The 7,445-nt window shown below is 38.5% G+C and carries 7 protein-coding genes; 2 read left to right on the top strand and 5 right to left on the bottom strand.

Annotated elements, in window-relative coordinates:
• Window positions 1-234 precede the first annotated feature (234 nt).
• Entirely contained in the window at window positions 235-711 is a 477-nt protein-coding gene (locus tag J2S13_RS16160; RefSeq protein ID WP_307258883.1) for an HNH endonuclease, read from the bottom strand.
• Between the two features lie 123 nt (window positions 712-834).
• On the opposite strand from J2S13_RS16160, the gene merR1 reads away from it, so the two are divergent.
• Both merR1 and J2S13_RS16150 read left to right on the top strand, forming a co-directional pair.
• Window positions 835-1,230 (top strand): mercury resistance transcriptional regulator MerR1, encoded by a 396-nt coding sequence (merR1, locus tag J2S13_RS16155; protein ID WP_307258882.1) that lies wholly within the window; start codon window positions 835-837, stop codon window positions 1,228-1,230.
• Window positions 1,231-1,286: 56 nt separating this feature from the next.
• A complete protein-coding gene (locus J2S13_RS16150) occupies window positions 1,287-1,745 on the top strand; it encodes a putative iron-sulfur cluster-binding metallochaperone (protein ID WP_307258881.1) in 459 nt (152 codons plus the stop codon).
• Window positions 1,746-2,276: 531 nt separating this feature from the next.
• On the opposite strand, the gene J2S13_RS16145 is transcribed toward J2S13_RS16150, so the two are convergent.
• From J2S13_RS16145 to J2S13_RS16130, 4 genes are read right to left on the bottom strand one after another with little or no spacing between them, the layout of a single operon-like run.
• A complete protein-coding gene (locus J2S13_RS16145; protein WP_307258880.1) occupies window positions 2,277-3,035 on the bottom strand; it encodes an ABC transporter ATP-binding protein in 759 nt (252 codons plus the stop codon).
• 3 nt (window positions 3,036-3,038) lie between these two features.
• Window positions 3,039-5,357 (bottom strand): ABC transporter permease, encoded by a 2,319-nt coding sequence (locus J2S13_RS16140; RefSeq protein ID WP_307258879.1) that lies wholly within the window; start codon window positions 5,355-5,357, stop codon window positions 3,039-3,041.
• A complete protein-coding gene (locus J2S13_RS16135) occupies window positions 5,342-6,640 on the bottom strand; it encodes an MFS transporter (RefSeq protein WP_307258878.1) in 1,299 nt (432 codons plus the stop codon). Before J2S13_RS16135 ends, J2S13_RS16140 begins: the two co-directional genes overlap by 16 nt.
• A complete protein-coding gene (locus J2S13_RS16130) occupies window positions 6,633-7,274 on the bottom strand; it encodes a TetR/AcrR family transcriptional regulator (protein WP_307258876.1) in 642 nt (213 codons plus the stop codon). The genes J2S13_RS16135 and J2S13_RS16130 overlap by 8 nt, the downstream gene beginning before the upstream one ends.
• Window positions 7,275-7,445 lie beyond the last annotated feature (171 nt).

Here is a 7,445-nt window from a genome sequence, read left to right as displayed (position 1 = left end):
TATCCATTATAAAGGACTTTTTCTTTGCGCAAAACAATAAAATTGAACATTTCGAGTATTTTTAATAATAAAATTAATTTAATGCAATGCTAGTGAAATTCACTTGTAAATTATAAGCACTGTTTGATTTATCAAGCATTGCAATATTTAATTGGGTTCTTCCCTTTCTATTTGCATAGACTGGATCATTGACCGTTTCAGCAGTAGCAAATAGAGAAATAATAAACGGTACATCTATTTACTCGGTGGAAACCTGTCCTTCGCCACAATGTGATTATTACAGCCGATTGTAATCTGATAACACCCAGTGAAGAAATCCTTAAAAAGGGTCACCGCAAGCCTATAACGCATTTGCTTAGCTTCTTTATCCAAATATTGTCCTTTTGCGACATTACGGTTATGCTTTAAGAATTCCAAATTAGATATCCTACAATCCATATGGCCATGATTCATATGATCAACAACATAGCCTTTTTCTATCAAATCTCTAAGAACAACATCACCATACCACTTAGCCATCATATATCGATGAAGACATCCACCAAGTGTGGCATTAGTTGGATACCCATTTGATAGTGTCCACGTATAAGTAGACAGCTCCTCATAATAATCCTCTCGATACGTTGCAAAAGCTATCTGTTCCCGGGACGATTCTCTTGCTTCTTCTACTTGCCATCTACTATCGAAAGTGCGCCGTCCCTGTGCTTCCATCGAGTAAGGCTTATTGAAAAATGACAGTGTATTTTAAGAAAGTAGAACGATAATAAAATATAAAACACTTTCCTTGACCCTGTACTATGGTACAGGGTTTATAATTTATATAAGGTGAGGTAGATGCAATACCGTATTGGAGAACTGGCTGAAAAGTGTAGCCTTAACAAAGAGACCATTCGATATTATGAGCGTTTAGGATTAATTCCAGAGCCTAATCGTACCGAAAAAGGATATCGAATGTATTCCCTACAAACGATTGATCGATTGAATTTCATAAAACGGATGCAGGAATTGGGATTTACCTTAAATGAAATTGATAAATTGCTAGGGATTGTCGATCACAACGAAGTAAAGTGCCGTGACATATATGATTTTACTGTTCTTAAATTAGAGGACATTAAGCGTAAAATTGAAGATCTTAAAAAAATTGAACGAATGTTGTTAGACCTTAAAGAAAGATGTCCTGAAAATAAAAATATTTATGAATGTCCTATTATCGAAACTTTAATGGATTAAGAAAAGACAGCAGAAGAATACTTATAGAAATAATAAATTGTAAAGGTGGAAGAATGATGGAAGATTGTTGTAGTAACGTTAAAGAAATAAAAATTGAAAGTAATGGTAATTGTCCATCGTGTAAAAATAAAGCTAAAAGTGTAAAGTTGATTACACTAAAATCATTACTTAAACCATCTGCATTAGAAACATTAAACTCTAAAGAAAATCACTATTTTTGTTCAAACGAAGATTGTGAAGTAGTCTATTTTGATACGAATAATAAAAAGTACATTATATCTGACATAAAGGTAGCTGTACATCAAAAAGATGCTTCAGCAACTACCCCAATTTGTTATTGTTTTGATTGGACAAAGGGAAAAATTAAACAATATGTGGAAAATAGACTTACTCCTAATCCTGTAGAGCATATTCGGGAAAATATAAAAGAAAACCGATGTGGTTGTGAAGTAAACAATCCACAAGGTAGTTGCTGTTTAGGCAATGTCACAACTTATATTAGAAAAATGTCATAAGGAACATAACATTTGCTTGTCTTCAACAAAATAAATTAATATTCTTCGGCAATCTGGCATTTGTGGAACAAACAAGATAGCACATACTAATCATAAAATAAGTGCTATCCTGTTTTCGTCGTTTAAAAGTCAACGGTCTTTTAACCTCTTTCCACAAGATAATCCGAATACCCAATGAACTCAATCTTTTTGATAAAACTGACACTCATAGCCATCAGCACTAAGTAACAGGTCATTTGCCCAAGTTGGTGTCCTGGGTCAACAGGGGTCTGACCCCACAATATGAAGCAGAAGGACGATTCTCTTGCTTCTTCTACTTGCCACCTACTATCGAAAGCGCAAGAACCGTCCCCGTGCTTCCTAAGAGAATTATGCCCGCAGAGGATCCATGTCAAGCCACCATGGCCTCTATAAAAAATAACGAACGGGAAACAAAAATTAAAAAACTGAGGCAACAAGAGAATTAGTGAGCTAATGTCCAAAATTCGGGGATTAATCCGGTATCAGTAAAAATTGTAATGTTAAGCATCGCTAAATTCCTATTTCTTGCATTTTTTCAGTTACTTTTTTTATTCTTTCATCAAGGTCTGCGCCGCTAAATTTATTTAATTGTAGCTGACTAACAATTTTCCCATCGAACATAAACATAATACGATCAGTCCTAGCAGCAACCTTCGCATCGTGAGTTACAAGAATAACTGCTGTACCTTCTGTATTAATTTCGGAAATGATGTCCATAATTTCCTGTGCGGTTTTTGAGTTAAGTGCACCAGTCGGTTCATCACCGAAGATAATTTTAGGATTGTTAATAAGTGAGCGGCATATTCCCGCACGTTGAAGCTGTCCTCCCGAAACCTGGGTAATATTACGATTTTCCAGTTCCGCAATACCAAACTTTTTCATAAGCGCTCTTGCTTTTTCGGTAACCTTTGCAATGTTTTTTCTGTTATCCCGCATTGAGGGAAGAATGATGTTATCGAGAATGTTCAAGTTTTTGAGCAAAGTTGGCTGCTGAAAAACAAATCCCATTTTTGTTCTACGTATGTCGGCAAGCTCCTTTTCACTAAGTGCTGATAAATCTCTGCCATCGAAAGAAACCTTTCCGCCGTCAATGCCGTCCATTCCACTCATTGCATACAACAGTGTCGATTTTCCTGAGCCTGAAGGTCCCATAACCGAAACGAACTCTCCCTCGTTTATGTAGACGGACACATTGTCGAGAACATTGTGCTTTTCATTGCCTACTCCGAAAGATTTCACAGTATTTTCACCGATAATTATCTTCTTCATAATCTACTCCTTCATATTTTCGGATATTTTTATTTGTCCAGCACTCGATGAGCCGATAATTGTTGCAATAAGTACCGAGCATATCATCATCAATGGACATAATAGGTACGCACAAAGTGGATTAACAATAAACTCAAACGACGACGCTCCAAACGATAAGATAACCATGCTCGCAAGTACCTCTCCGAGAGTGTTTGCTAGAATTGTCCCAACCACAATTCCAATAATGAGAACAAATACCGAACGTGCAACATATTGTATTGTAATATCCAAGTTTGTAAAACCCAACGATTTTATTACGGCAATGGAATATCTGTCCTTTGCAACAAGCAATTTCATAAACAATAGTGTAACCAATACCGTTATCATCAGCGCAACGGCAATTGCAACAAAGGAGGCCACTTCGAGGGAGCTGATTGTCGAACCGTATGTTTGTTCAATATATTCATCAATATCTGCAACCTTGGCATAATAAAACCTTTCCGCATATTGCGAAATTTTACTATCGATAAGAGATTGATCTGAAAGCTCAGCGTAGATTATGTACCACATAATGTCCGCCGAATTGTCGGAAAAAACAGCCTTTGCGGTTTTACCTCCATTGGTAATGTCAGAATAAATACCGCTTACCGTAAATTTCTTTTCTTTTCCCTCAATCACCAGTGTTAAGATATCTCCGACCTTTTTGCTTAGTTCTTCAGCGTTCATTGCCGAAAGCGCAATTTCATCTTCAGCGATGGGTGCTCTGCCCTGTGAATATTCTACTGGGAATATAGAATGGTCGCCGAGTTCTATTTTTATCCTTTCCTCCGAGCCATCCTCTGTCTTTACTTTGAATGTTTTTGTTGTAAGCAAGGTGTACTTTGAAATCGCACGATCGTTACTCATCGCTTTTATAATTTCCGAAGCTTTTTCAGAAATATTGTCTGTCTGCTGTATGTCAATACGCAAATCACTATTTCCTATCCCCATATATGTGATGAAGCTTTTTGAAGAAATCGTGTTGTACAAGTTCTGTGGAACGATAATGATAAATGCCGAGATTATCAGAACCGCAAGCATTGTAGTGTACAGCTTTTTCCTTGCAAGTACATCTTTGATACCGAGAAAAACATTCGTGTTAAACAACCGGTTTGCACTCAGGTTAAAACGCTTTGCTCCTACGTTTTTTTCCTGTGATGTACCAAAACGGATTGCTTCGGCAGCAGATATTTTTCGAAAGCGTTTCAATACTCCGTTTACATAGACAATGATCGCAAAGAATACAAGTAGTATGCCGATTATTCCGAACAACAAGGCGAACGAGGAGTTTTCACTTTTCCCCATATAAAGCCGTATATTTTCAAGAAGCATACCTCTGAACACAAATGAAAGTGTAAGCCCGAGAATACAACCAATTGCCGCAATCACTGCGTATTTCACAAGATAAATCTTTTTTATGTCGGAAACACGTAGCCCTATTGCTTTCATCACACCTATTTCGCGGTAGTCGTCTTCGATTTTCGCAAGGAGCGTAAAGCGTATGCACATTAATGTGATTGCAACGACAAGTACACTTACAAGAAGTATGACTGCAATCATCAGACCATCAGAAATGGCATTAAGCATTTTGAAAAGCGGATACGTTATTGTCGGTCCGTTTGCTTCAAGTCCTGCAGAGGTGTAATCCGTTTCGAATGCGCCAATTTCAGACAGGTCCTTTAATCTGAACTCAATCAGATATTCTATCCATCCAACATCCTTTATTGCCGCATAATCATTTTCACTTACAAGAAACCTCTTTGATGAGGCAAGCAATGAATTCATCTGTGAATCGCGTAAAAACCCTGCAACAGTAAATTTCTTTCTGTCTATCACAACTTTGTCACCGACTTTTGCAGTGCCGTCCTTCATATAACCTACCGGCACATAAATCTCCCCGTCCGATACATTTATAACATTCCCGTCAAGGTCAAGGAGATAATCGAATTTTTTGCTTTGTGTGCTGAAACCGTTGTCCTGAATATTTTCCGCAAGCGATTTTCCGTCAATTACAATTTTCGCACCATCAACATTGAGAAATTCAATCATCTGAAATTCATCGACATGGCTGTTCCGCTCCGCGAAATCAGCAAGCCGTACCGTATCAATATCTCCTGAATGCATCTGCATAAAATGCGGAGTTTTCGCCTGCTTCATAAGTGTATCTATCGCACCCGAAAGATTGACGACAAGTATTGCTGAGAGAGAAACAAGCATAGCCGCGGCAGCGACAAATATCGTTGTTGTTAGTGTTATTAGTTTGCTTCTTAAAATGTCATTACGAATTATTCTATGATACATGGGTCACCTCTTTTTTCAAGCTTTTTAACTGAGTTCAAGTTATATAGAATGACTGAAGTAACACATAACAAAAGCCCAGCGATAATAATAAGGAATCCGGTTCCTCTGCCGCTACCTATACCAATGATTTCCCCCACACTATCGGCTAACACTCCGCCGTCAACTAATAAAGGAGTGAACACAAAATCTGCAAGTATACCCGAAAGCGAATAAGCTGCAACAAATCCAAGCTGAGAAATTACTCCGATAAGTGACCATGCTCTTCCCTGAACAGAATGATCGATGTTCGTGCGGACAAGAAAATCCAGAGTTGTGTTTGCAAAAGGCATCATTGCAAAAAAGAAGAACCCGGAGACACAGATCAACATAATATGTTCGCGAAATCCAAATGCCGCCATAAATATTCCCTCACAAAACAACGCAATCGAAAGAATTTTCACATAATTTTTCTTTATAGGAAGGAAACCAAGAATCACACTTGATACAAGCATCCCCGAAGCAACAATCGTTTCAATTGTCCCAATTACAGAACTATCTGTAAAAGCTAGCAACATAGGTATAGAGAGTGTTTCAATAAATCCGAGAAAAAAAGTCAACACGGATGTGATGATGACAAGAACTAACACACCTCTGTTTTTGGAAATTGCGTACCAACCTTCTTTGAACTCGTGTATAAACGATTTAGTTTGTTCATATGTCTTGGAAGGAAGACCTCTTCGAACAGCAAACGTAGTTAAAACGGTAACAAAAAAAGTGCAAATGTCGATGATAAGCAACATCTTTATATCTGCAACAGTGAGTAAAAATCCCGCAATAACAGGAGATATCAGAAATTTTGCCGAGCCCGCCAATTGGACAAACCCACTTGCCTTCGTATACTGTTCTTCAGTAAGTAAATCAGTAACCGTTGCTTTATACGCGGGTTCGAGTAGCGAAGAAAACACGGAGCTAATGGTAACCCCCACACAAATTTGCCATAACTGTGCTTCTCCGCGAAACATACAAATTAAAATAAAGACGATTCCTAGTGCGGAAAAACTATCACCCAACACCATTAATAGCCTACGGTCATAACGATCCGCGAGCACTCCCGAATAAGCGCTTAAGAGAAGCGATGGCATAAACGCAAGCAAGGTTACAAGTGCCATTGCCGACGCCTTCCCTGTCTGCTGGAAAACATAAATTGCAAGCCCAAATGACGTAAGGCCTCCTCCTATAGCGGAAACAAGCTGACCCGACCAAAGTAGAAGAAATTTATTAAAAGATTTGACTGAGTTATTCATTGTTGCTACCGTCTTTCATACCAAACATTTTTAAAGTGTCCATTAGACTTCCACTTTCTGCACCAAGTAGCCTTTCTACATTGCAGATAAAGGCAACCATTCGTGAAAAGAGCTCCTCGTTCGTCATTGTAACCATATCATTATCAAAAATGGTAGTCGCATAGATTACAACCATTTCCATGCACTCATACGGAAATGGTGTGTTGAACATTCCCTGCTCAATACCCTCGCGAATGATTTCCGTTAATATCGGTGGAACACCATTGATGATAACTTTTTGTATTTTTTGATGCATAAGTGCGTTCTGCGGCTTATGAATGTGCTCCATAATTTCCTCGCTGTTTCCGCCACTTATGTTCAGTGCCATAACAACGCCGATAATGCGCTCGACTACAGAAATGCTCTTGTCTGCAGCGATTTCCTGAGCCGCTCCCAAAAGACGGGCACTGTACCGCTCAATCAGCGCATCCATAATATCCTCCTTCGATTTGAAATGATGATACAATGTTCCACGCGCAATACCGACCTTTTCGAGAATATCGTTTGTACTTGTCCCGTCAAATCCCTTCTGACGGAAAAGTTCATCTGCCGCGTCAAGAATTTCGTTCTTACGTACTTCAGCTTCTTTTCTCATCTAACCCCTCCTTACAGACCGACTGTCTGTCTATTCGATTCTATCGTTTTTTCTTCAATTGTCAAGAAAGTATTATCCTAGATTATTCACCGACAAATACAAAATTCCACTGAAATGCTGACTTACCGGCTTTTCAGTGGGATTCTCTTTTTCACTTATTAGATGAAAAAA

The organism is Oikeobacillus pervagus (genome assembly GCF_030813365.1).
GTDB lineage: Bacteria > Bacillota > Bacilli > Bacillales > DSM-23947 > Oikeobacillus > Oikeobacillus pervagus.
The sequence above is the reverse complement of the archived record's forward strand: the minus strand, read 5'-3'. Positions and strand labels throughout refer to the sequence as shown.